The organism is Hydrogenophaga taeniospiralis CCUG 15921 (assembly GCF_001592305.1).
Classification (GTDB): domain Bacteria; phylum Pseudomonadota; class Gammaproteobacteria; order Burkholderiales; family Burkholderiaceae_C; genus Hydrogenophaga; species Hydrogenophaga taeniospiralis.
Genome location: NZ_BCWR01000001.1, coordinates 41207 through 64308 on the forward strand (window position 1 = coordinate 41207; position 23102 = coordinate 64308).

General features: G+C 66.7%; 26 protein-coding genes and 1 tRNA gene. 12 read left to right on the forward strand and 15 right to left on the reverse strand.

All coding sequences use genetic code 11. The features are described 5' to 3' along the window. Positions 1 to 86: 86 nt before the first annotated feature. The 5 genes from rimO to HTA01S_RS00200 all read right to left on the reverse strand — a co-directional run bounded on the left by rimO (position 87) and on the right by HTA01S_RS00200 (position 5685). Entirely contained in the window at positions 87 to 1472 is a 1386-nt protein-coding gene (gene rimO, locus HTA01S_RS00180; protein ID WP_068166103.1) for a 30S ribosomal protein S12 methylthiotransferase RimO, read from the reverse strand. Positions 1473 to 1534: 62 nt separating this feature from the next. Next, on the reverse strand, positions 1535 to 2077 hold the full coding sequence (gene phaR / locus HTA01S_RS00185; RefSeq protein ID WP_068166105.1) for a polyhydroxyalkanoate synthesis repressor PhaR: 543 nt from the start codon (positions 2075 to 2077) through the stop codon (positions 1535 to 1537). Positions 2078 to 2275: 198 nt separating this feature from the next. After that, positions 2276 to 2352 (reverse strand) — tRNA-Val (locus tag HTA01S_RS00190). A 63-nt stretch (positions 2353 to 2415) separates the two neighbouring features. Then, on the reverse strand, positions 2416 to 4749 hold the full coding sequence (locus HTA01S_RS00195; protein WP_084235737.1) for a RelA/SpoT family protein: 2334 nt from the start codon (positions 4747 to 4749) through the stop codon (positions 2416 to 2418). An 18-nt stretch (positions 4750 to 4767) separates the two neighbouring features. After that, positions 4768 to 5685, reverse strand: a complete 918-nt coding sequence (locus HTA01S_RS00200) for an alpha/beta fold hydrolase (RefSeq protein WP_068166111.1) — start codon at positions 5683 to 5685, stop codon at positions 4768 to 4770. A gap of 79 nt (positions 5686 to 5764) precedes the next feature. Between HTA01S_RS00200 and HTA01S_RS00205 the strand changes: the two genes are divergently transcribed. Continuing rightward, complete coding sequence (locus HTA01S_RS00205; RefSeq protein WP_068166113.1) at positions 5765 to 6535, forward strand: 3-hydroxybutyrate dehydrogenase; 771 nt, start codon at positions 5765 to 5767, stop codon at positions 6533 to 6535. 72 nt (positions 6536 to 6607) lie between these two features. Here the strand turns inward: HTA01S_RS00205 and HTA01S_RS00210 are convergent, their stop codons facing one another. Both HTA01S_RS00210 and HTA01S_RS00215 read right to left on the reverse strand, forming a co-directional pair. After that, a complete protein-coding gene (locus tag HTA01S_RS00210; protein WP_084235738.1) occupies positions 6608 to 7357 on the reverse strand; it encodes an SIMPL domain-containing protein in 750 nt (249 codons plus the stop codon). Positions 7358 to 7360: 3 nt separating this feature from the next. Next, positions 7361 to 7651 carry a hypothetical protein gene (locus HTA01S_RS00215; protein ID WP_157571915.1) on the reverse strand — a complete coding sequence of 97 codons (291 nt, stop codon included), beginning with the start codon at positions 7649 to 7651 and terminating at the stop codon, positions 7361 to 7363. Positions 7652 to 7819: 168 nt separating this feature from the next. Between HTA01S_RS00215 and ompR the strand changes: the two genes are divergently transcribed. Both ompR and HTA01S_RS00225 read left to right on the forward strand, forming a co-directional pair. After that, positions 7820 to 8551: an osmolarity response regulator transcription factor OmpR gene (gene ompR, locus HTA01S_RS00220; protein ID WP_068166120.1), complete on the forward strand. Its 732-nt coding sequence runs from the start codon at positions 7820 to 7822 to the stop codon at positions 8549 to 8551. A 61-nt stretch (positions 8552 to 8612) separates the two neighbouring features. Continuing rightward, a complete protein-coding gene (locus tag HTA01S_RS00225; RefSeq protein ID WP_068166123.1) occupies positions 8613 to 10028 on the forward strand; it encodes a sensor histidine kinase in 1416 nt (471 codons plus the stop codon). A 78-nt stretch (positions 10029 to 10106) separates the two neighbouring features. Here the strand turns inward: HTA01S_RS00225 and ispF are convergent, their stop codons facing one another. Then, entirely contained in the window at positions 10107 to 10604 is a 498-nt protein-coding gene (gene ispF / locus HTA01S_RS00230; RefSeq protein WP_068166125.1) for a 2-C-methyl-D-erythritol 2,4-cyclodiphosphate synthase, read from the reverse strand. Between the two features lie 13 nt (positions 10605 to 10617). After that, entirely contained in the window at positions 10618 to 11340 is a 723-nt protein-coding gene (gene ispD, locus HTA01S_RS00235; protein WP_068166129.1) for a 2-C-methyl-D-erythritol 4-phosphate cytidylyltransferase, read from the reverse strand. 119 nt (positions 11341 to 11459) lie between these two features. On the opposite strand from ispD, the gene mfd reads away from it, so the two are divergent. From mfd to serB, 3 genes are all read left to right on the forward strand, one after another. After that, positions 11460 to 14951 (forward strand): transcription-repair coupling factor, encoded by a 3492-nt coding sequence (gene mfd / locus HTA01S_RS00240; protein WP_068166131.1) that lies wholly within the window; start codon positions 11460 to 11462, stop codon positions 14949 to 14951. Between the two features lie 140 nt (positions 14952 to 15091). After that, positions 15092 to 15598: a DUF4405 domain-containing protein gene (locus HTA01S_RS00245; RefSeq protein ID WP_068166132.1), complete on the forward strand. Its 507-nt coding sequence runs from the start codon at positions 15092 to 15094 to the stop codon at positions 15596 to 15598. Positions 15599 to 15635: 37 nt separating this feature from the next. Next, positions 15636 to 16361 carry a phosphoserine phosphatase SerB gene (serB, locus tag HTA01S_RS00250; RefSeq protein WP_068166134.1) on the forward strand — a complete coding sequence of 242 codons (726 nt, stop codon included), beginning with the start codon at positions 15636 to 15638 and terminating at the stop codon, positions 16359 to 16361. Position 16362: 1 nt separating this feature from the next. Here the strand turns inward: serB and HTA01S_RS00255 are convergent, their stop codons facing one another. Then, the gene (locus HTA01S_RS00255; protein ID WP_068167081.1) at positions 16363 to 16725 is read right to left on the reverse strand and encodes a hypothetical protein; all 363 of its coding nucleotides are present in this window, start codon (positions 16723 to 16725) and stop codon (positions 16363 to 16365) included. A gap of 185 nt (positions 16726 to 16910) precedes the next feature. On the opposite strand from HTA01S_RS00255, the gene HTA01S_RS00260 reads away from it, so the two are divergent. From HTA01S_RS00260 to HTA01S_RS00275, 4 genes are read left to right on the forward strand one after another with little or no spacing between them, the layout of a single operon-like run. Next, positions 16911 to 17363 carry a DUF3106 domain-containing protein gene (locus HTA01S_RS00260; RefSeq protein ID WP_068166137.1) on the forward strand — a complete coding sequence of 151 codons (453 nt, stop codon included), beginning with the start codon at positions 16911 to 16913 and terminating at the stop codon, positions 17361 to 17363. A gap of 8 nt (positions 17364 to 17371) precedes the next feature. Further along, entirely contained in the window at positions 17372 to 18016 is a 645-nt protein-coding gene (locus HTA01S_RS00265; RefSeq protein ID WP_068166164.1) for an RNA polymerase sigma factor, read from the forward strand. After that, positions 18013 to 18366 carry a hypothetical protein gene (locus tag HTA01S_RS00270; protein ID WP_068166166.1) on the forward strand — a complete coding sequence of 118 codons (354 nt, stop codon included), beginning with the start codon at positions 18013 to 18015 and terminating at the stop codon, positions 18364 to 18366. Before HTA01S_RS00265 ends, HTA01S_RS00270 begins: the two co-directional genes overlap by 4 nt. A gap of 2 nt (positions 18367 to 18368) precedes the next feature. Next, the gene (locus tag HTA01S_RS00275) at positions 18369 to 18911 is read left to right on the forward strand and encodes a redoxin family protein (protein WP_068166168.1); all 543 of its coding nucleotides are present in this window, start codon (positions 18369 to 18371) and stop codon (positions 18909 to 18911) included. 33 nt (positions 18912 to 18944) lie between these two features. Here the strand turns inward: HTA01S_RS00275 and HTA01S_RS00280 are convergent, their stop codons facing one another. After that, positions 18945 to 19307, reverse strand: coding sequence for a translation initiation factor Sui1 (locus HTA01S_RS00280; RefSeq protein ID WP_068166171.1), 363 nt, complete (start codon positions 19305 to 19307; stop codon positions 18945 to 18947). A gap of 66 nt (positions 19308 to 19373) precedes the next feature. Between HTA01S_RS00280 and HTA01S_RS00285 the strand changes: the two genes are divergently transcribed. Further along, the gene (locus HTA01S_RS00285; protein WP_068166173.1) at positions 19374 to 20627 is read left to right on the forward strand and encodes a DEAD/DEAH box helicase; all 1254 of its coding nucleotides are present in this window, start codon (positions 19374 to 19376) and stop codon (positions 20625 to 20627) included. Between the two features lie 3 nt (positions 20628 to 20630). On the opposite strand, the gene HTA01S_RS00290 is transcribed toward HTA01S_RS00285, so the two are convergent. Continuing rightward, positions 20631 to 20975, reverse strand: a complete 345-nt coding sequence (locus HTA01S_RS00290; RefSeq protein ID WP_068166176.1) for a DUF6172 family protein — start codon at positions 20973 to 20975, stop codon at positions 20631 to 20633. A gap of 55 nt (positions 20976 to 21030) precedes the next feature. Next, complete coding sequence (locus HTA01S_RS00295; protein WP_068166178.1) at positions 21031 to 21339, reverse strand: hypothetical protein; 309 nt, start codon at positions 21337 to 21339, stop codon at positions 21031 to 21033. An 85-nt stretch (positions 21340 to 21424) separates the two neighbouring features. On the opposite strand from HTA01S_RS00295, the gene HTA01S_RS00300 reads away from it, so the two are divergent. Continuing rightward, complete coding sequence (locus HTA01S_RS00300; RefSeq protein WP_068167082.1) at positions 21425 to 22021, forward strand: 3'-5' exonuclease family protein; 597 nt, start codon at positions 21425 to 21427, stop codon at positions 22019 to 22021. A gap of 10 nt (positions 22022 to 22031) precedes the next feature. Here the strand turns inward: HTA01S_RS00300 and HTA01S_RS00305 are convergent, their stop codons facing one another. Together HTA01S_RS00305 and HTA01S_RS00310 are read right to left on the reverse strand one after the other, a co-directional pair. After that, on the reverse strand, positions 22032 to 22247 hold the full coding sequence (locus HTA01S_RS00305; protein ID WP_068166182.1) for a DUF3820 family protein: 216 nt from the start codon (positions 22245 to 22247) through the stop codon (positions 22032 to 22034). Continuing rightward, on the reverse strand, positions 22244 to 23080 hold the full coding sequence (locus HTA01S_RS00310) for an alpha/beta fold hydrolase (protein ID WP_068166185.1): 837 nt from the start codon (positions 23078 to 23080) through the stop codon (positions 22244 to 22246). Before HTA01S_RS00310 ends, HTA01S_RS00305 begins: the two co-directional genes overlap by 4 nt. Positions 23081 to 23102: the final 22 nt, after the last annotated feature.

The following is a 23102-nucleotide window of genomic DNA, read 5'->3' on the forward strand; positions in this document are numbered from 1 at the left end:
GTCGCGGCTTTTCTCTTGAAAACAAGGACGGTTCTTGACCCCCGCCGGCCGGCGGCTATCGCAGCGCGCGGATCCGGTGGTCTCGATCAAAACGGAACCGCCAGCAAATCGTGGCCTTCCGCCGCCACGATGCGCGCCTTAGTGAATTCACCCACCTTGAGCGTCTTGCTGATTTTTTCCGGCGGCAACAAACGCACCACACCATCGATCTCGGGAGCATCCGCGTAGCTGCGCCCCACGCCACCCTTCTTGCCCAGACCCGGCGCCGAGTCCACCAGCACCTGCATGGTCGCACCCACGCGCTGGCGCAGCTTGTCCGCGGACACGGCCTCGGCCACTGCCATGAAACGCGCCCGGCGTTCTTCGCGCACCGCATCCTGTACGGCATCCGGCAGCGCATTGGCTGCCGCACCATTCACAGGGGAATAGGCAAAACAACCGGCCCGGTCAATCTTCGCTTCCTGAACAAAGTCCAGCAGGTGCTGGAACTCGGCTTCGGTCTCGCCAGGAAAGCCGGCGATGAAGGTGCTGCGCACCACGATCTGCGGACACAGTTCACGCCAGCGCGCGATGCGCTCCAGATTCTTCTCGCCACTGGCCGGGCGCTTCATGCGCTTGAGCACATCGGGGTGGCTGTGCTGCAGCGGCACATCAAGGTAGGGCAGGCACAGGCCTTCGGCCATCAGCGGAACCACGTCATCCACATGTGGGTACGGATAGACATAGTGCAACCGCACCCAGGCTCCATAGCCTTTGGCCAGCTCACCGAGCGAGCGCACCAGGTCGAACATGCGTGTTTTCACCGGCTTACCGTCCCAGAAACCGGTGCGGTACTGGACGTCCACGCCATACGCCGACGTGTCCTGACTGACCACCAGCAACTCCTTCACCCCGGCCTCAAAGAGCTTGCGCGCCTCGGTGAGCACGTCGCCGATGGGGCGGCTCACCAGGTCGCCACGCATGGACGGGATGATGCAGAACGTGCAACGGTGGTTGCAGCCCTCGCTGATCTTCAGGTAGGCGTAGTGACGCGGGGTGAGCTTGATCCCTTGTGCAGGCACCAGGTCCACGAACGGATCGTGCGGCTTGGGCAGGTGCTGGTGCACCGCTTCCATCACTTCGTGCGTGGCGTGCGGCCCCGTCACAGCCAGCACGCTGGGATGCATCTGCCGCACCATGTTGCCGCCGTCCTCGCCCGCACGCGCGCCCAGGCAACCGGTCACGATCACCTTGCCGTTCTCCGCCAGCGCTTCGCCAATCGTGTCCAGGCTTTCCTTCACGGCGTCGTCGATGAAGCCGCAGGTGTTGACGATCACCAAGTCGGCACCGGCAAAGGTTTTGGAGGTCTGGTAACCCTCGGCGCTCAGCTGCGTGAGGATGAGTTCGGAATCGGTCAGCGCCTTGGGGCAGCCCAGGCTGACAAAACCGACCTTGGGCGCCGCAGCGCCCGGGGTAGCAACAGTTTCAATCATGGTCCGATTGTCTCAGACCATGGCCTGTCGCGTGAGCGGCTGCGGTGCCGACCCACCAGGGCTCAGCGCTTGAGCCCCATCGCCGCAAGCATCTGCTCGCTGTTCTTCTGCATCTGCTCCTGCATCTGGGTAAAGGCGCTGCGCGACTGCTCCATGTAGGCACCCATCATGCCCTGCATCAAGGGCGACTGCATATTCGCGAACTGTTTCCATGCCTCGGGATTGAGGCCGCTGGACTGTTCGGTCATCTTGTGCTGCAGGTCCATGAAAATCTGGACGTTCTTCTCCAGGTAAGCGCCCATGAAGTCCTGCATGGCGTTGCCATAGAAACGGATGATGTTGGCCAGCACCTGCTCGGTGAAGATGGGTACGCCCGCCGTTTCTTCTTCCAGGATGATCTGCAGCAGGATGCTGCGGGTGAGATCGTCGTTGGTCTTGGCGTCGCGCACCACAAACCGTTCGTTGTCCATCACCAGCGCCTTCACCTCCGCCAGCGTGATGTAGGACGAGGTGTCGGTGTCGTACAGACGTCGGTTGGGGTATTTTTTGATCACCCGCACGGCGCCCTGACTGGCGCTGCTGGCTTCGGCCTTGCTTTTTTGCACGACGGGACTTTCAGAATGGGACTGGGCACGGGCGCCCTGAACTGCTCAGAGCATACGGCACATTCTAGAAAGCCCGGCTGACGACTGTCTGCATGGGTTTACCCTGTGCGGTATCCGGCAGCGGTGGCCGGCGCAAGCCATCGCACAAAGCAAAAGGGCCCGACGAAACGTCCGGCCCTTGGGTGCATCGAATAGGTTTGGTAGGCGCGATTGGACTCGAACCAACGACCCCCACCATGTCAAGGTGGTGCTCTAACCAGCTGAGCTACGCGCCTACAAACTGTTCGAAGCCTCGCAGTATAGCTGTTTTTTCGGTGGTTTCTGAAAATTGCTGCACTTCATTTGCGACGCACCACACGAACACCGGGCACGTCGCCCACAACGGCCATGGCGCGAGCCACCTGGCGCGCGTCCAGCACCTCGATCGTGAAGGTCATCCAGGCAATGCCACGCACCGACTGGGTCTGCACACCGATGACGTTCATCTTTTCGCGCGCGAACACATCGGAGATATCGCGCAGCAGGCCCTGGCGGTCCAGCGCCTCCACCGCCACGTCCACCGGATACACCGCAGCACTGCCGTCGCGGCCGGGGCCGCTCTGACCACCCCACTGCACCTCGATCACACGGTCCGGGCTTTTGCGCTGCAGATGGGCAAAGTCGCTGCAGTCGGCCCGATGGATGCTCACGCCTTTGCCACGGGTGACGAAGCCGCCGATCTCGTCGGGTGGCGCGGGCTTGCAGCACTTGGCCAACTGCGTCATCAGCGAATCCACCCCGACCACCAGCACGCCACCACTGGGCCGGCCGGACGCCTTGCGCGGCTTTTTGAGCCAGGCCGGCATCTCCGATGGGGCTTCGGGTTCGGGTGGGCGCAGATGGGTCTCAATGGCGCGCAGCGAGAGCTCGTCCTTGCCCACCTGTTCAAACAATTCCTGTGCCGACGACAGCCCCAGAGCAACAGCCAGATCGTCAAATTTGAGTGCTGTTTTTCCTTCTCGCTGCAACAGCTTTTCCACGGCCTCGCGCCCTCGCGCCACGGTCTCTTCCATGGCCTGGGCGTTGAACCAGGCGCGCACCTTGCTCTTGGCGCGGTGGCTGACCAGATAGCCCAGGTCGGCATTGAGCCAGTCGCGCGACGGACCACCCTCCTTCGCGGCGGTGATCTCCACCGTCTGCCCGTTCTGCAGGGGCGTGTTGAGGGTGACCATGGCGCCGTCAACACGCGCCCCCCGGCAACGGTGCCCCAGGCTGGTGTGCACGCTGTAGGCGAAGTCCACCGCCGTGGCCCCCTGGGGCAGCTCCACGATGGCGGCATCGGGTGTAAGCACATAGATGCGGTCGTCAAACAGCCCCTCGGCCGCGCCACTCAGGTCGCGCTCCCAGGCCAGCAGCTGGCGCAGCACGGCGATCTTGGCGTCGTAGCCGGAGCTGGCCGACACGCCGGCGTAGCCCTTGGCGCCCGCCTCCTTGTAGGCCCAGTGGGCCGCCACCCCGTGCTCGGCATGGTCGTGCATGGCCTGGGTGCGGATCTGGATCTCAAACGCACGGCCCTGCTCGTCACGCACCACGGTGTGCAGCGACTGGTAACCGTTGGGTTTTGGCTTGGCGATGTAATCGTCAAACTCTTCGGAAACTGGCGTGAAGTGCGAGTTCACGTAGGCCAGTGCGGCGTAGCAGTCGTTTACCTCGGGCACGATCACCCGCAGGGCCCGGATGTCGAAGACCTGATCAAAGTCCAGCGATTTGCCGCGCATCTTCTTGACGATGCTGTAGATGTGCTTGGGACGCCCCTGCACCGAGGCCTGCACGCCCATCTGCTGCAAATGGTTTTCCAGCGACTGGCGCACCTGCTCCACGTGGTCCTCGCGCTCGCCCCGCTTCTCGTCGAGCAGACGGGCGACCTGCTTGTAGGTCTGCGGTTCCAGGAAACGGAACGCCAGGTCTTCCATTTCCCACTTGATCTGCCAGATACCCAGCCGGTTGGCCAGCGGTGCGAACACATGCAGCGACTCGCTGGCCAGGGCCTCGCCGGGCTCGCCCCGGCAGGCGGCGAAATAGCGCAGCGTCTGCAGCCGAGACGTCAGGCGCAGCATCACCACGCGCAGGTCGCGCGAGAACGCCAGCAGCATCTTGCGCACGTTTTCGGTCTGGCTCGCCGCCAGCTCCGAAACCGGCGCCTTGTTGGGCGACACCAGAGGCAAGGACAGCTCCTGGGCCGCCGCGCGCTCTTCGTCCTTTTTGGCCTGCACCTCGGCCGCCTTGTAGCGCGCCTGGCGCTGCAACTGGACCAGCTTGGTGGTCTCGACCGCGAGGTCCGCGAAGTTGTCGCCAAAGGCCTTGGCAATCACGTCGTGCGGACGGTTGAGGTACTGGCAGGCGTACACCAGATAGGCGGCAGCCTGCATGGCCTCGGAACCGCCAATGTCGCTCAGGATGGCCGCGACCGCGTCGGCATGCGCCAGGATGTTTTCGCCCGTGTCCAGTTGTTCACAGGCGAGCAGCGGCTCGGCAAACGCGCGGGCGCGGGCCAGCGCCTGAGCCTGATGGGGCAGACTGTCGGAGGTCGCCGCGACAATGGCCGAGGGCACCACCGCACCCAACGGGTTGGCCTCCACCGTGGAGGCCACCTGCGGTGCGCCGTTTGATGCAAGTGACGTCGAACGCTTCATGTCAATCCCGGGACGCACTCACGTCGCCCATAAAAAATCCCGAACCGCGGTCTGCTGATCGGCGGTCACCAGCGTGGGCGCGTGGCCCACACCCTCGAACGACACGCAACGCGCGCCAGGACCACGCCGGGTCATCAACTCCGCCGTCTCCGATGTGAGCAGATCCGACTCGGCACCACGCAGCAGCAAGGTCTGGGCGGTGATGGCGTCGTACAGGCCCCACAGGGCTGTTTCGCCGTCCCGCACGGCCTGTCGCGAAACGGATTCGTCACCGGCCATCAAGGCCTTGAAGGGCAACGCAATCGCCGGGTCGTAGTGCAGCCACCATCGACCATCGCGCTCACGCAGCATGGGCAAGGACAGCGCCCGCCACTGGTCCGGGCTGTGGGGACCGAACCCCGGCGAAATCGACGCCAGATAGTCCATCGCCGCCTGTTCACTTACAAACGAAGGGTTCAACCCCAGATAGTTGCCGATGCGCTGCAAGGCCTCCCACTGGATCACGGGCCCCACATCGTTGAGCACCAGCCTGTGGGGCGCCAGAGCGGGTTGCGACGCCAGCGCCATGCCGATCAGCCCCCCCATGCTGGTGCCGACCCAGTCGATCCGCACGCCGGGTGTCTGCGCGCGCAATTGCATCAACAACGTGGCGAGGTCGGCGGCATAGGTGCCAAGTTGATAGGTCATGGGGTCCTGCAGCCAGTCGCTGTGGCCCCGGCCCGCCACATCCACCGCAATCACACGGCAGCGACTGGTCAGGCTGCGCGCCAGTGCATCGAAGTCACGCCCCTGCCGTGACAGGCCGTGCACACAGACCACCACATGCGCCGTGCCGGCGTTCGCCGCGGGCCAGTCCCAATAGGCCATGCGCCTGGGTTCACCACCCAGGGCCGTGGGACCGTTGACGGGCAGAAAGTTGAGCGTGGGTTCCTGCATGCGGGTCTTGTTCCCTGGGGCGTCCGTGATAATGTTTTCAGCGTCTCTCAACGAATCGTAATGGAACTGGAGCTTATCCATGCTTGCAAACAAAACCGCCCTTGTCACCGGCTCCACCAGCGGCATCGGACTGGGTATTGCCAAGGCTCTGGCGCGCCAGGGCGCCAACATCGTGCTCAATGGCTTTGGTGACGCCGAAGGCCCCAAGGCCGAGATCACGGCGCTGGGTGCGAAGGTGGCCTACCACGGCGCCGACATGAGCAAACCCGCCGAGATCGAGGACATGATGGCATTTGCCGCAGCCCAGTTTGGCCAGGTGGACATCCTCGTCAACAACGCGGGCATCCAGCACGTGGCTCGGGTGGAAGACTTCCCGGTGGAACGCTGGGACGCCATCATCGCCATCAACCTCACCAGTGCCTTCCATGCCACGCGCCTGGCGCTGCCAGCGATGCGAGCGGCCAACTGGGGCCGCATCATCAACGTGGCATCGGTCCACGGTCTGGTGGGATCGGCCGAAAAATCGGCCTACGTCGCAGCCAAGCACGGTGTGATCGGTCTGACCAAGGTCACCGCACTGGAAAACGCCACCTCTGGCGTGACCTGCAACGCGATCTGCCCGGGCTGGGTGCTTACCCCGCTGGTGCAAAAGCAGGTGGACGCCAAGGCGGGCGCCCTGGGCATCTCCAACGAAGACGCCAAGAAGGTGCTGCTCGGCGAAAAGGAGCCGTCCATGCAGTTCACCACGCCCGAAGAACTGGGCGAACTGGCGGTGTTCTTCTGCTCGCCGGCGGGCAACAATGTGCGCGGCGTGGCCTGGAACATGGACGGTGGCTGGGTGGCGCAATAACGCGGCGGATCCCGTCATCGATGGAAAGGCCCGCAGAGCGGGCCTTTTTTCTGTGCGAAGCACCAGCCGGTTTCAGCGCAACTGGATGGAACCCGACACGGTCACATTGACCATGCTCTTGCCCGCTTCCGCAGCGACCGGAGAGGTGTCCGCCACCGACTTGGCCGACTGGGCCAGCATGCGCATGGGTATGGGAGCGTTCTCCTGATCGGCAGAGCTGATCGAGACCTCGCGCAGGCTGTAGCCGGTGAAGCCAAACCCCTTGGCCACGTCACTGGCCCGGGCCTTGAAACGATCAATGGCCAGCGCCTGCACATCGGCCTCCAGCTTTTGCCGGGCCTCGCGCGAGAGCGAAAAGCCCACATGGCCCATGGTCAGGGTCTGGATCTTTCCGGCCGTGGTGCTGATGCGCGCGAAATCGCGCCCTTCGATCACCAGTTCGGTACTGCCCTGCCAACCGTTGATCTTGCCGTTGCTGCCGTAGCGCGGATATAGGGAAAACTGCCCCGTGCGCACCTCCATTTGTTGGGGCTGGGCCGCCGATTTGGCCACTGCGAGCGCGGCATCCAGCGCCACCTTGAGCTGGTTCTGCACGGTGGCGGCGTCGGGTCCGTCGCGGGTGGTGTTCAGGCTCATGCTGAGCCAGTCCTGCTGTACTTCCAGAAACCCGCTGGCTGCAATGTTCACGATGTTGGCCGGCTCCTTGCCTTCCTGGGGCGTCTGGGCCCATGCACCGGCACTGCCGGCGATCAGCAGGATGGGAATGACAAGGTAGCGATGGAATCGGTCAAAAAGGGCTGAACGTCCGGAAAAATGCGACATGGATTACTTTTTATGGAGGTTGTTGGTCTGGCTGCGAAGCTGCTCTCGCAGGAGGTGGCGCTCTTCCAGCGTCAACCGGTACGGCTTGCCGCTGGCGTCGGCCTGTTCGTCCTGCAGCAGGCGCAGGCTGTCTCGCAGCCGGGCATGGTTGCGCGCATCGGGCTCTTCGCCGGTCTCGGCGGGCACGACCACCACAGCCGCGCTCATCAAGGCGTCGCCACGACCATCCGAGGTCTGGGCAAACGCCGAACCGAGCAGGGACAACAACGTCAGGGATGACAAATACGTCTTCATGATCTACCAAGTATCCACGTTCTGCCGATTGTCGGATGTGCGCCCTGTGAAGCTGATGCCATCTGAGGCAACATTTGTAACAGCCGGTCAGGAAAACAAAAAACCAGTGCTGACAGGGGTTTACCGCTGCCACAATCGCGTTTGTTACATTTTCCGGAGGCTACTGTCATGTCGCAAACCAACGCCCGCCCCAACAAGATCCTGGTCGTGGACGACGATGTCCGCATCCGCGATCTGCTGCGCCGCTACCTGATGCAGGAAGGCTTTGAAGTCATGCTGGCCGAAGATGGCAAGGCATTGAACCGGGTGCTCCAGCGCGAGTCGGTGGACCTGATCGTGCTGGACCTGATGATGCCCGGCGAAGATGGCCTGTCCATCTGCAGGCGCCTGCGCGCCAACGGCGACCGGACCCCCATCATCATGCTGACCGCCAAGAGCGAGGACGTGGACCGCATTGTCGGCCTGGAGGTCGGTGCCGACGACTACCTGGGCAAGCCGTTCAACCCGCGTGAACTGCTGGCCCGCATCCATGCCGTGCTGCGCCGCCGCCCGCCCACCGAGGTGCCCGGTGCTCCGTCGCAGGAAGCCGAGGTGGTCAACTTCGGCCCGTTCGAATTCGACCTGAGCCTGCGCACGCTGCGCAAGCAGGGCGAAGACCTGCCGCTGACCACCGGCGAGTTCGCCATGCTCAAGGCCCTGGTGCGTCATCCCCGCCAGCCGCTTTCACGCGAAAAGCTCGCGCAGTTGGCGCGTGGCCGCGAATTTGAGCCGTTCGACCGCAGCCTGGACGTGCAGGTCTCGCGCCTGCGCAAACTGATCGAAGAAGACGCCGCTTCGCCGCGCTACCTGCAGACCGTGTGGGGCGTGGGCTATGTCTTCGTTCCAGACGGCAACTCGTGAACGCAGCGCCGGGCCGTTCCCAAACGAGCCGCACCGTGGCCTGCAGGGCGGAGGTTTTCCAATGAGCGCAGTACCGGCGCGCGACTCGCGCGTCCCGTTTGAAACGCAGCCGGCAGTGCTGGAGACCGCGCCGGCCCCGCTGGAGATGCGCCCACAGCGGGGCGTGAGCCTTTTCTGGCGCACTTTTTTCTTCCTCTCCCTGCTACTCGTGGGCTGCATCGTTGCCTGGCTGCAAACCTTTCGTGCGCTGGAGTTTGAGCCACGCGCGCTGCAAAGCGCGCAGCAACTGGCCTCGCTGGTCAACCTCAGCCGCGCCGCGCTGGTGCACTCGGATTCCATTGCCCGGGTGTCGCTGGTCAAGACACTGGCCGACGAAGAAGGCGTACGCATCGCGCCGCGCGAGCCCAACGACACCTACAAGCTCTACAACACCGACTCCCTCAGCCAGAACATCAGCGAGCGCCTGAGCGCGCGGCTGGGCCCGGGCACCGTGGTGGCCCGGGAAGTCAATGGCTCTCCCGGGTTGTGGGTGGGGTTCAATATCGATGACGACCCCTATTGGCTGCTGACCGACCCCTCGCGCGTCGGACCGGTGACCGGTGCCACCTGGCTGATCTGGCTGGCCACAGCGGCCGCATTGTCCCTGGCCGGAGCGGCGCTGATCGCGCGCCTGATCAACCACCCCTTGAAGAAGCTCTCGTTTGCCGCCAGCCGGGTGCGCGAAGGGGACTTCAACGCCAGCCAACTCAATGAAATGGTGGCCACCAGCGAGATCCGTGAAGTCAACATCGGCTTCAACCGCATGGCCCAGCGCCTGTCCAAGGTCGAACAGGACCGCGCGCTCATGCTGGCCGGCATCTCGCACGACCTGCGCACGCCACTGGCACGACTGCGGCTCGAAACCGAGATGAGCGTGGCCGACCCGCAGGCCCGCGAACACATGACGGCCGACATCGAACAGGTCAACGCCATCATCGACAAGTTCCTGGACTACGCCCGACCCGACCAACTGAAACCCGATCGGGTCAACCTCAACCAGGTGGTCGATGCAGCGATCTTTTCGCTGGGCAACGACCCCACGATGCGTATCGAGACCCAGATCCCCCCCGACACCATCGTGCTGGGCGACGCGGTGGAGCTGCAGCGGGTGTTTGCCAACCTGCTGGAAAACACCCAGCGTTACGGTCGCACCCCGGAGACGGGCATGGCCGAGGTGGGAATCGCCGCCAAGGTGCGGGACGACTCGGTGCTGATCAAGCTGCGCGACCACGGCCCCGGGGTCAGCCCCGACCAGCTGGAGCATCTCACGCAACCGTTTTACCGGGGCAACGCCTCGCGCACCTCGGCCACCGGTACCGGGCTGGGGCTGGCGATCGTTGAGCGGGCCATTGCCCGCATGGGTGGCCGTTTTGCGGTGTCCAACAGCAGCACGGGTGGCCTGTCCGCCCACATCAAGCTGCCCAAGGCGCCGGACTGACTCTCCTGCCCCCACGCTCCGCCGCTGCGCGGGTCGCTGCCCCCTGAGGGAGCTGATCCGTCTTGGAGCGGCCCGGCGCTAAGCCTGCGCGTTCAGCAGGACCACGGCACGCGCCTCCATCGACAGGCCCTGCCCCACCGGGCCGAGCTTCTCGGCCGTCTTGGCTTTCACGTTCACCTGGCCAACCGCCACCCCCAAGGCGCGCGCAATGCTCTCGCACATGGCGCCGATGTGCGGCGCCAGCTTGGGCGCCTGGGCGATCACGGTGCTGTCGATGTTGACGATCTCAAAGCCCGCATCGCGCACCCGCCGCGCCGCTTCGGCCAGCAGCACACTGGAATCGGCCCCTTTGAAGTGCTCGTCGGTGTCGGGGAAGTGGCGGCCGATGTCGCCCAGTGCGGCCGCTCCCAACAAGGCGTCGGTGATCGCGTGCAGCAGCACGTCGGCGTCCGAGTGTCCGAGCAGGCCCAGCGTGTGCGGGATGCGCACCCCGCCGATGATGAGCGGGCGCCCGGGCACCAGCGCGTGCACATCCCAGCCTTCACCGATGCGCAGACCGAATGCAGTGGGGTTCATGTGGGGTTCCTGGTCAGGTTCGGTTGTTCAGAATGGCCTCGGCCAGGGCAAAGTCTTCCGGGTAGGTGACCTTGAAATTCTGCGCGCTGCCGGGCACCAGCAGCGGGCGGTGGCCCGCCAGCTCCATGGCGCTGGCCTCGTCGGTCACCCCGGCGAAACCGCTGTCCGCCTGCGCAGAGAGCGCGTCGCGCAGCGCGCCAAGGCGGAACATCTGTGGCGTCTGGGCCAGCCATTTGTCGGAGCGATCCACCGTGGCCGCCACGCGGCCGCCGGCCTCGGTCTTGAGGGTATCGGGCAGTTTGAGCGCCAGCAGTCCACCCACGGGGTCGTTCTCGCAGGCGTCGAGCAAGGCGTTGATCTGGGCCGGGGTGACCAGGCAGCGCGCCGCATCGTGCACCAGTACCCAGTCGTCCGGCGCCGCCCCCTGGGCCAGCAGCTCGTGCAGGCCGTTGAACACGCTTTCCGCACGGGACCGGCCACCGCAGCGCGCCAGCACCACGCTCGGGTGGTCCACGCTGAGAAACCGGTCCCCCGGCGCGATGACGATCAGGCACTGGGTGATGCGTGGCACGGCCTGAAACGCGGCCAGGGTGTGCAACACCATGGGCAAGCCAGCCACGCGCTCGTACTGCTTGGGGCCCGCGGTGCCCGCGCGCGACCCGGTTCCCGCACAGGGCAGCAGCACGTGGCAACGGGGAGGAAACGCGGGGGGAATGGGGCGGGCGGTATCGGTCATGGCTTGTGCGCATTCTAAAATCAGCGCTTTCACACCCCCCGCCCAGTTGGACGGGGGGTGTTCGTCATGGCGGGTCCGGTATGGCCCGCTGCGCCCATCGCCCTCATTCACACCCCCGCATGGACCTGCCCAAACTCACTCCCGGCAAACGCTTCACGCTGCCGCGCCCCAGCGGCGCGGCCGACGCTCTGCTGCTGGCCCGGCTGGGTGAACGTGAGAAGGCCGCCGGTCGGGTCACCGCCGTCGTCACCGCCGATGCCACCGACGCGCAGCGCCTGATCGACGAGATGGCGTTCTTCGCGCCCGGCCTGCGCTGTGCACTGTTCCCGGACTGGGAAACCCTGCCCTACGACACGTTTTCGCCGCATCAGGACCTGATCTCCGAGCGCCTGGCCACGCTCTGGCGCATCCAGCAGCACGACAAGGACACCGGCGCCGACGTGGTGCTGGTGCCCGCCACCACCGCGCTGTACCGGCTGGCGCCGCCCGCCTTTCTGGCGGGCTACACCTTTCACTTCAAGGTCAAGCAGAAGCTCGACGAGGCCAAGCTCAAGAGCCAGCTCACGCTGGCCGGCTACCAGCACGTGACCCAGGTCGTGAGCCCGGGCGAATACGCGGTGCGCGGCGGCCTGATCGACCTCTTCCCCATGGGCTCACCCGTGCCCTACCGCGTGGACCTGTTCGACGACGAGATCGACAGCATCCGCACCTTCGACCCCGACAGCCAGCGCAGCCTGTACCCGGTGCCCGAAGTGCGGCTGCTGCCCGGGCGCGAATTTCCGATGGACGACGCGGCGCGCGCCAAATTCCGCAGCCGCTGGCGCGAACTGCTCGACGGCGACCCGACCAAGAGCCGCATCTACAAAGACATGGGCAATGGGGTTGCCACCGCCGGCATCGAGTACTACCTGCCGCTGTTCTTCGAGCAGACCGCCACCGTCTTTGACTACCTCGGGGAGAAGGCGACGGTTGTGCTGCACGGCGACCTTGAGCCCGCCTTCCAGCGCTTCTGGCAGGACACGCAGGACCGCTACCGCCTCGTCAAGGGCGATCCCGAGCGCCCCACCCTGCCACCCGAGAGCCTGTTCCTCTCGGCCGAGCAGTTCTACACCGGGGCCAACGCCCACGCCCAGCTCGCGATCCGGCCGGCGGTGGAAGACGTGGCCGACAACGCCTTCGCACAGAAGCTGGGCGATCTGTCGGTGCTGCGTGGCGCCGAAGACCCGCTCGCCCGCCTGCAGGGCCACATGCGCAACACCGCGCACCGCGTGCTGCTGCTGGCCGAAAGCGATGGCCGGCGCGAGAGCCTGCTGGACTTTTTGCGCGCCAGCGGCCTGAACCCACCGGCCTTCGATTCGCTGGCCGAATTCCAGGGCAGCGACGAACCCACCGGCATTGCCACCGCAGCCTTGACGGTCGGTTTCTCCTGGCTCGAAGGCGGCATCGACTTCGTCACCGAAACCGAACTCTTCGCCACCGGCCCCACCACGCGCCGGCGCAAGAAGCAGGAACAGGTCAGCGACGTCGATGCGCTGATCAAGGACCTGTCCGAGCTCAACGTGGGCGACCCGGTGGTGCACAACGCCCACGGCATCGGTCGCTACCGCGGCCTGATCCACATGGACATGGGCGAAAAGAATCCCGACGGCACGCCCGCGCTGATGGAGTTCCTGCACCTCGAATACGCCGACAAGGCGGTGCTCTACGTGCCGGTGAGCCAGTTGCAGCTGATCGGCCGCTATACCGGCGTGAGCGCCGACGAGGCACCGCTGCACCGCCTGGGCAGCGGCCAGTGGGAAAAGGCCAAACGCAAGGCCGCCGAGCAGGTGCGCGACGCCGCGGCCGAGCTGCTCAACATCTACGCCCGCCGTGCCGCGCGCCAGGGCCATGCCTTCCGTTTCTCGGCGCAGGACTACGAAATCTTCGCCAACGACTTCGGCTTTGAAGAAACCGCTGACCAGCGCGGCGCGATCCACGCCGTGATCCAGGACATGATCAGCCCGCGCCCCATGGACCGGCTGGTCTGCGGCGACGTGGGCTTCGGCAAAACCGAGGTGGCCCTGCGCGCCGCCTTCGTGGCCGTGACCGGCGGGCGCCAGGTGGCCTTTCTCGCGCCGACCACGCTGCTGGCCGAGCAGCACTACCAGACCCTGGTGGACCGCTTCGCCAAGTGGCCGGTGAAGGTGGCCGAGGTGTCGCGCTTTCGCTCCGGCAAGGAAATCACGGCCGCCATCAAGGGCATCGCCGACGGCACGGTGGACATCGTGGTGGGCACGCACAAGCTGTTGAGCGAATCGACCAAGTTCCACGACCTGGGCCTGCTCATCATCGACGAGGAACACCGCTTCGGCGTGCGCCACAAGGAAGCCATGAAGGCGATGCGGGCCGAGGTGGACGTGCTCACGCTCACCGCCACACCGATCCCGCGCACGCTGGGCATGGCGCTCGAAGGCCTGCGCGACCTGTCGGTCATCGCAACCGCGCCGCAGCGCCGCCTGGCCATCAAGACCTTCGTGCGCAACGAAGGCAACGGCGTGATCCGCGAGGCCGTGCTGCGCGAATTGAAGCGCGGCGGCCAGGTCTACTTCCTGCACAACGAGGTCGAGACGATCGAAAACCGCAAGCAGAAGCTCGAAGAGATCTTGCCCGAGGCGCGCATCGCCATCGCCCACGGCCAGATGCCGGAACGCGACCTGGAGCGCGTCATGCGCGACTTCGTGGCACAGCGCTACAACCTGCTGCTGTGCTCGACCATCATCGAGACCGGCATCGACGTGCCCACGGCCAACACCATCGTCATCAGCCGTGCCGACAAGTTCGGCCTGGCCCAGCTGCACCAGCTGCGCGGCCGCGTGGGCCGCAGCCACCACCAGGCCTACGCCTACCTGCTGGTGCCCGAGATCGAAGGCCTGACCAAACAGGCCTCGCAGCGGCTCGACGCAATCCAGCAGATGGAAGAGCTGGGCAGCGGCTTCTACCTCGCCATGCACGACCTGGAGATCCGCGGCGCCGGCGAGGTGCTGGGCGAGAACCAGAGCGGCAACATGCTGGAGGTGGGCTTCCAGCTTTACAACGAGATGCTCAACGAAGCGGTGCGTTCCCTGAAGGCCGGGCGTGAACCCGACCTGCTCAGCCCGCTGAGCGTGACCACCGACATCAACCTGCACGCCCCGGCCCTGCTGCCCAACGACTACTGCGGCGACGTGCACCTGCGGCTGTCGTTCTACAAGAAGCTCGCCACCGCCAAGACCACCGATCAGGTGGACGGTCTGCTCGAAGAGATCGTGGACCGCTTCGGCAAGCTGCCCGCCCAGGCGCAGACGCTGATCGACGTGCACCGCCTGCGCTGCATCAGCGCGCCCTATGGCGTGGTGAAGGTCGATGCGGCGCCCGGCGTCACCAACATCACCTTCAAGGCCAACCCGCCGGTGGAGCCGATGCGCATCATCGAACTGATCCAGAAAAACCGGCACATCAAGCTCGCGGGCAACGAAAAACTGCGCATCGAGCGCGCGCTGCCGGAAGTGAAAGACCGGGTGCAGCTGGTACGCGACGTGCTCAGGGCCTTGGGCCAGCCGATGAGCACCGCGCCCGCCGCCGGCGCGGTTTGACCCAGATCAAGGGAACACCCTTCTGAGGTGCGCCGGGGTGCCCGCAGGGGCCCCGTTCACCTGGCGTTCATGCGCCCGAAATCAAACTTCAAATGCCGGCCGCACCATCGCGGCTCGATCATTTGACGGAGTAAACGACCATGAACCTTGCCAATCAACGCCCCTGGATCACCCCGCTGGTGATGGGCAGCTTTGCCCTGTCCGCCGTGACGGGCGTCCTGATGTTCTTCCACCTCGACACCGGCCTGAACAAGACGGCGCACGAGTGGCTGGGCTGGCTGATGCTGGGCGCCGTGGTGCTGCATGCGCTGCTCAACCTGCCTGCCGTGAAACGGCACCTGCAGAACACCACCGGGCGCTGGGTGGTGATCGCGTCGTTCGCGGTGCTGGGGCTCAGCTTCCTGCCCTTGGGAAGCAGCGGGGGCAGCGAACCCGGCTTTGCCCCGCCGGTGCGTGCCCTGGCCAAGGCCCCGATCACCGTGCTGGCCCAGGTGGCCGGCACCAGCACCGACGACGTCAAGACCCGGCTGCAGGCCGCCGGCTTCACCGTCACCAGCGACCAGCAATCGGTGGCCGATCTGGTGGGCGGCGATCTGAGGGCGCAGATCGGCACGATGAGCAAGGTGCTGGCGCAACCCAAGTCCTGAGCGGAACGGTGTTCCCGGCTCCCGCGATAATTCCGGGATGACTTCCCCCACCGAATTCGCCCCCGGCCTCGCCGTCCAGGGCTTCACGCCGCCGCTGAACCTGAAGGACTTCAAGCTCATCGCATTCGATATGGATTCCACGCTCATCAACATCGAGTGCGTGGACGAGATCGCCGACGCGGCTGGGCTCAAGGCCGAGGTGGCAGCCATCACCGAAGCCACCATGCGCGGCGAGATCGCCGACTTCAAGGAGAGCCTGCGCCAGCGCGTGCGGTTGCTGCGCGGTGTGACCGTGGCCCACATGGAACAGGTGCTGGCCGAGCGCCTGCAGCTGAATCCCGGGGCCGAGGCGCTGGTGCAAGCCTGCAAGGCCGTGGGCATGAAAGTGCTGCTGGTCTCGGGCGGTTTCACCTATTTCACCGACCGCGTCCGCGACCGGCTGGGCATCGACTTCACGCGCTCGAACGTGCTGGAGATTGAGAGCGGCCCCAACTGCGGCCAGCTGACAGGCCGTATGGTGGACCAGCCCTGGGGCGACATCTGCGACGGCGCCGAGAAACGCAAGATGCTGCTGGAGACCTGCGCGCTGCTGGGCATCAGCCCCCAGCAGGCGATTGCCATGGGCGACGGCGCCAACGACCTGCCCATGATGGGCGAGGCGGGCCTCTCAGTGGCCTACCACGCGAAGCCGAAGGTGCGCGAGCAGGCCATGGTCGCCATCAACGAAGGCGGACTGGACCGCCTGCTCGAAGTGCTGCGCTGATTCACTGGCCGCGCCGCTGGCGGTCGTGCCTGGCGTGGCGGATCTTGCGGCTGGAGCGGTCCTGGGCCTTTTCAATGCGCACGGCCTCCCGGGCCGTCACTTTTCCATCGGCTTCGGCGCGGCGCTCCATGCGCTTGATGTGCCGCTGCTGCCGCTCCAGGCGCAATTGCTCGCGGCGGGTGATCTGGCCCGATGCCACGCCGTCCTCGATGCGATCGGCCTGCCGCTCCTGCCGGTTGTCCACGCGCCGCTCCTGTCTGTCGGCCAGGCTGGCCGGCGCCTGCGCGCTGGCACTGCCAGCGAACACGGTCAGGCCAACGGCGGTGATGGTGGCGGCGGTGAAGGATGTGAGCCAGGGGGTCATGGTGTTTTCCTTGAAGGTTGAATCACAGGGGCCGGGCTGGCCCATGCCTCCCTTGAACCTGCGCACGGAGACCGGCTTACGCGGCCCCGGCCAATTCCGGGTAAAACCCCGGGGTATCGCGTAAGAACCTGGCCGCAGCGGGGTTCAAGCGGGAAAGACCCATACCGCCAGATCACCCACCCCCCATGAAAACGCCCTTCCGTTCGCGCCTGTGCCGCTGGTTCGCCGCCAGCGCGCTGCTGGTCTGCGCCACCGTGCAGGCCGCCCCCGTCGCGGTACCCGACGCCCAGGGCTGGGCCCGCCTCACGCCCCAGCAGCAGGCCGCGCGCCAGGCCGAGATCAAGCGCCAGCTCAAGCTCGCCTCGCCCGAAGAGCGCAAGGCCTTCCGCCAACAGCTGCGCCAGCAGCTCGAGGCCCTCTCACCCAGCGAACGCCAGGCCCTGATCGAACAGACCCGCCAGCGCTGGCAGACCCTCACGCCCGAGGAAAGGCGCCGCTTCGCCGACGAACGCCGCGAACAGGTGCGGGCCATGACGCCGGCCGAGCGTCGCGAGCTGTTGCGGCAGCGGCGCGAGATGCTGGACAAGCTCAGTCCCAAAGAGCGCAGGGCCTTGCGCGAAAAGCTGTCAACCCCGTGAGCGGGCCCATGCAGGACCCCCAGGCGGCGGCCAGTTTCGGCGGCTCGCTCACCCAATTGGGCCGCTGGGTCGGCCGCGCGCTGCTGCCGCCCGGCTTGTCCGGCCGCCCCGACGGCTGGGCGCTGTGGCACGCCGCCTGCGCGGGCGACGCCGCCAGCGCCACGCGGCTGGTGCACCAGCTCACGCCCCAGGCACATGGCCTGGCGATGCAGATGCTGGCGCGGCACGAAGACGCCGAGGACGTGGTGCAGGAAGCCTTCCTGCGCCTGTGGGGCAGCCGCCCGAGCGACGCCCACGGCGCCACGCTGGCCACCTACTTCAACACCATCGTCATCAACCGCTGCAAGACCTGGCTGACCCGGCGCCACGAACTCAGCGCCGACCACGAGCAGCTCGTCGAGCTCTCCGACGCGTGGCAGCAGGCCCAGCGGGCCGACGCCGACCCCCTGCCGGCCCTGACCGCTCCGCAGCTGCAGGCGGCCATGGCACGGCTGCCCGCCCGCCAGCGCATGGCCCTGGCCATGTGGGCTTACGCCGATGCCGATGTCCCGCAGATCGCACGTGCGCTGGAACTCGACGCCAACGCCGCGCATCAACTGCTGTACCGGGCCAAAATGGCCCTGAGAAGCCTGTTGCAGGAAGCCGCTCCATGAACACCCCGCACCCACACGCCCCACCGCCTGCCCAGCCGGACGACCCCGGGTTGCGCCAACGCCTGCGCGAGACCCTGGCCCACACCCCCGCCGACGGCCTGGAGGCGCTGGAGTCCCGGGCCCTGGCGCAGTGGCGCATGCGAACCGCGCAGGGCCAGAGCCTGCGCGCGGGCCCGCTGGCGGCCCTGCAGGCGGGCTGGCGCCACCACCCGATCGCCTGGAGCGGCACGTTGCTGGCGCTGGGCCTGGCGGCCGTGCTGCTGCTCAAGCCCTGGGCCCCACCCGACCCCACCCTCGACGAACTGATGCAGCCCGACCTGTTGTCGCTGATCGCCATCGGCGAACTCTGAACGTGCTGCGACAAGGTCTTCTATCACTGCGTCAGCAGTGGAAAAGCCACCTCGGCACCCTGCTGCTGGTATTGGCCGTGGTCTTCGGCGTGCAGGCCTGGCAGACACGCCATGTGCCGTCTGGTACGGCGCCCGAACTCGCCTTCACCGTGCTCCGCCCCGACGGCAGCCGCAGCAACACCACACTCGCCGATTGGCGCGCCGCCCACCCCGGGCAGCCGGTGGCGCTGCACGTGTGGGCCGAATGGTGCCCGATCTGCCGCACCGAGGAACACAGCGTCACCCGCCTGGCGCGCGACTGGCCGGTGCTCACCGTGGCCATGCGATCCGGTGCCCCGGAAACCGTGGCCCGCGTGCTGGCGCAACGTGAACTGCCCTGGACGACCGCGATCGATGCGCGTGGTGCGCTGGCGCAAACACTGGGCTTTCAGGCCGTGCCCGCATTCGTGGTGGTGGATGCCGATGGTCACTTGCGCGGCGCCAGCGTCGGCTACACCAGCGAGATCGGCATGCGCCTGCGGCTGTGGTGGGCGAAACTCTTTTAGCCGGAGCAAAGCGCCGCAGGGGTGGGCAAAACATCAACCCCCTGCGCGTTTGACGGTATGGCCCTGCGCCTTCAGCGCCGCCATCACGCGCTCGATGTGGTCGCCCTGGATTTCGATCACGCCGTCTTTCACCGTGCCGCCCGTGCCACACGCGGCCTTGAGCTGTTTGCCCAGCGCGGTCAGGCCGGCAGCGTCCAGCGCCACACCCTTGACGAGCGTCACGGCCTTGCCGCCGCGGCCCTTGGTTTCGCGCGACACGCGCACGATGCCGTCGCCCGTCGGCACCGGCTTCTGGCCGCAGGTGCATTGCGCCACCGGCTGGCGGCAACCGGGGCACATGCGACCCGCTTCGGTGGAATACACCAGGCCGCCCAAGGAAGACAACTTGCTTTTCATGGGCCCGGATCGTAACGCGGGCCGCCACGGGGGGGCGCCCGTTAAACTGGGCAAAACCGACGACCCATGCCATTCACATCCCTCGGGCTTGCCCCATCCCTCGCCAAAGCCGCCGCCGAACTCGGCTTCACCACCCCCACCCCCATTCAGCTGGAAGCCATTCCCGTGGTGCTGGGCGGCGCCGATCTGCTGGCCACGGCCCAGACCGGCTCCGGGAAAACCGCCGCCTTCGCCCTGCCCCTGCTGCAACGCCTGCAGACCGGCGCGGCGCACACGCCACGGCGCGTGCGCGCCCTGGTGCTGGTGCCCACGCGCGAGCTGGCCGCCCAGGTGGGTGAGGTCGTGCGCAGCCTGGCGCAGCACCTGCCGAACCGGCCCAAGGTGGCGGTGGCGTTCGGCGGCGTGTCCATCAACCCGCAGCTCATGGCGCTGCGCGGTGGTGCCGACGTGGTGGTCGCCACGCCCGGGCGCCTGCTCGACCTGGTGGAGCACAACGCCCTGCGCCTGTCGGCGGTGGAGCTGTTGGTGCTCGACGAAGCCGACCGCCTGCTCGACCTGGGTTTTGCCGACGAGCTCCAGCGCGTGCTCGCGTTGCTGCCGGCACAGCGCCAGAACCTGTTCTTCTCGGCCACCTTCCCGCCCGCGGTGCAGGCGCTGGCCGGTGGCCTGCTGCGCGACCCGCAGCGCGTGGACGTGCCCACGCCAGCGCAAGCAGAGGCCGTGGTGCTGCAGCGCGCGATCATGGTCGACGCGAGCCGGCGCACCCAGTTGCTGCGCCAGCTCATCAAGGACAACGGCTGGGAACGCGTGCTGGTGTTCGTGGCCACGCAGTACAGCGCCGATCGCGTGGCCACCAAGCTGCACCACGGCGACCTGTTCGCCACCTCGTTTCATGGCGGCCTGAGCCAGGGCGCACGCAAACAGGCGCTGACCGAATTCAAGGAAAAGCGCTGGGACGTGGTCGTCACCACCGACCTGGCCGCCCGTGGCATCGACATCGCGCAGCTGCCCGTGGTGGTGAACTACGACCTGCCGCGCTCCGCCGTGGACTATGTGCACCGCATCGGCCGCACCGGCCGCGCGGGCGAAAGCGGGCTGGCGGTGAGTTTCGTGAGCGCATCGACCCTGCCCCACTGGCGCTTGATCGAAAAGCGCCAGGGCATGAGCCTGCCGCTGGAAGAGGTGGCCGGGTTCGAGCCCAGCGAAGTGGCCACGCAGGCCGAGCCGGGCACGGGTGGCGTCAAGGGCAAACGCCCGAGCAAGAAAGACAAGCTGCGCGCAGCGGCGGCGGCCGCCGCGCAGGCCCCCGTCAAACCGTAAGCATCAGTCCTCGGCCGTGTCGGCTTCGGGCGCGGCTTCGGCGGGGCTGGCCGGCTCGCCCACCGGGCGCGGCTGGCGCACGCCGGGCTTGGCGAGCAATTCCACGTAGCACTGTTCACCACCGGCGCGGGCCAGCGCGTCGAGCAGGCCGATCAGTTCGGCCGGGTTCGCGGTCTGCGCGCTGTCCTTGTCGGCGCCGAAGCGGCAATCAAAGTCCCAGAAACTGGCGCCCTCGGGCAGTGCGCGGCGACGCTCGCGCTTCATGTATTTGCGGATGTCGTGTTTGACGGCGTCGAGCACGCGGTCCGGGTGTTTGCCTTCGGGCCGCAGGGGGTAGATTTTTCGCATGGGATGTCCTTCAAAGAGGGTGATCGCCCTGAGAGGACGCGCAATGGGGGGCTGATTATGCGGGCAAGCCGATCTCGTAGCCGCCCTCGTCCAGGTGCCGGTGTGGGCCGAACACGGCCTGCAGCGCGGCGCTCTCGGCCAGTTGCCAGTGCTCCAGCACCATGCGTTCGTCGGTGGTGAGGGCTTCGGGGTCGGGCGTTTCGCCGTGCTGGGCCACGATGCCCTGGTAGGCCGCGTACACCGGTGCCACCAGGGCGGCGTCACCGAGAGCGGATTCGAGCGCCTGCCGGAACAGCCGTTCGGCCGCCCGGCGCTGCTCGGGCGTGGTGTCGTCGGACACGTAGAGTCGGAGGGAGTAGGTCATGGGGGTGGCGAGGGGGCAACGCAGCGCGTTGCACAATGCCCTGATTATCGATCCCGCCCCGGGACGCCAGCCTTTCCCCGAGCCCATGCCAACCACCCGCCCCACGCCCAGCAAAGAAGAGATCGCGCTGCTGCCCGAATTTGGCCGCCTGGGCCTGGAACGCATCACCCTGGTGGACAGCGGTCCGCAGGCCGTGGAAGCCTGCGCCGCCTTGCGCGACCACGCGGCCTGGGGCTTCGACACCGAATCCAAACCCACCTTCTTCAAAGACCAAGTGTCCGACGGGCCGCACATCGTGCAGCTCGCCACGCTGCAGCACGCCTGGGTGTTCCAGTTGACCGACCCGGCCTGCCGCGATCGGGTGGCCGGCCTGCTGGCCGAAGCAGCCCACACCAAAGCCGGTTTCGGCCTGGGCGACGACACCAAACGCATCGTCTCCAAGCTGCGGGTGGAGCCCGCCGGTGTGCTGGAACTCAACGCGGTGTTTCGCCAGCGCGGCTACCGCAAGGACATGGGCGTGAAAGGCGCGGTGGCCGTGTTGTTCAACCAGCGCTTCATCAAGTCCAAAAAAGCCGCCACCTCCAACTGGGCCAACCCGCGCCTGAGCGAAGCCCAGCTGATCTACGCGGCGAACGACGCCTACGCCGCGGCCCGGGTGCTCGCCGCGCTGGCACTGGGCTGAGCGCGCCCGCTCAGCGCGGCCGCCGCAGCGGCGTGAGCAGATCACTGAGCCCGTTGTGGTCGATCTCGTGCATCAGCGCGAGCAGGCGGCCCACCTCACCCGGCGGGAAGCCCTCGCGCGCAAACCAGTTCAGGTAGTTGCCCGGCAGGTCAGCGATGGGCCGACCCTTGTATTTGCCATAGGGCATTTCCACCGTGAGCAGACGCTCCAGGTCTTCGGGCTTCATGCGGCCTCGTCCCTGGCCGGCGCGGGCTGGTCGAGCCAGGCGCGCAGCCAGGCGTGGAACTGCACCGGCTTTTGCCGCATCACCCAATGCCCCGTGTCCATGCCGTGCACGGCACTGCCCGGCGTGGTGGCCAGCGCGGCCAGCCAGCGCGCCGAATGGAACATGAAGGACTTGCGCTTGCCGAAGAAAAACAGCGTCGGAATGACGGGGCCAAACACCCTGTCGACCCGCGCCACGCCGCGCAGCCCACCGAAGGCGCCGAACCATTGCATCGCATACGGGTAGTTCATCTGCCAGCCCATGCGCTCGGGCGCGGTACGGCAGCCTATGCTGCGCGCCATGAAACGCGTCATGCGGTTGGCCAGCCAGGGCAGCCAGGGCCCCAACTTCCAGGCCAGGGCCAGCCAGAGCTGGTAGCCCGCGATCAGGGCCTTTTCCTTCGGTTTGAGCGACTTCAGGTAGGCGCCCGAGTTCGTGTCGCCAATGTCCACGGCCGCCACCCGGGCCACCCGCTGCGGGTGGCGCGCGGCGTATTCGTAGCCGAAGAAGCAGCCCCAGTCGTGCAGCAACAGCGTCACCGGCTCGCCCGGACTCACCTCGTCCACCACCGCACCCACCAGCTCGCACATCTCATTCACCGACACCGGGCGCGGTGGCTTGGAGAGGTCGAACCCCGGCAGCGAAAAACGCACACAGCAGTAGCCGTCGCGCAGCGACGCCACGCTGTCGTCCCACAGCGCTCGCGTGTCGGGCCAGCCATGCAGCATCACCACGGTGGGGCCGCTGCCTTCCACGACCACGTTCAGGCCCTGCACGTCGAGGGTGGTTTGCATCCGTTGATCTCCGTCAAGATGA